The organism is Streptomyces sp. NRRL B-3229, from assembly GCF_000719505.1.
Classification (GTDB): domain Bacteria; phylum Actinomycetota; class Actinomycetes; order Streptomycetales; family Streptomycetaceae; genus Streptomyces; species Streptomyces griseorubiginosus.
This window is the reverse complement of record NZ_JOGP01000140.1, coordinates 1-318: the sequence shown is the minus strand read 5'-3', so window position 1 is coordinate 318 and position 318 is coordinate 1. Positions and strand designations below refer to the sequence as shown.

The 318-nt window shown below is 76.4% G+C and carries 1 protein-coding gene; it reads left to right on the top strand.

Translation table 11 applies throughout. The features are described 5' to 3' along the window. Nucleotides 1-187, top strand: a 187-nt coding sequence (locus IF54_RS40285) for a SpoIIE family protein phosphatase (RefSeq protein WP_037821276.1), incomplete at its 5' end; no start/stop codon positions are given. Nucleotides 188-318 lie beyond the last annotated feature (131 nt).

The window sequence follows — 318 nt, the reverse complement described above, 5'->3', positions numbered from 1 at the left end:
CCTCTACACGGACGGGCTGGTCGAACGCCGTACCGAGGACATCGACATCGGTCTCACCCGTCTGGCCCGCTCCCTCGGCGCCCACCGGGAGGCCGGCCCCGAGGACCTGGCGGACGCGCTGCTGACCGATCTGCTGCCGCCCACGGGCAACGCCGACGACACCGCTCTCGTGGTCATCCGCCTGTGACGCGGCGGGCCCGCCGACGCCCCGGGGTGGTGGTGCCGCCCCTGTGCCGGGTCGACGCGAGGGCCCGGAGCAGCGGGCCGCGGCTGCCGTCGGGGACGGTCCACAGGGGGTGGCCCCGTACCGCCCAGGTC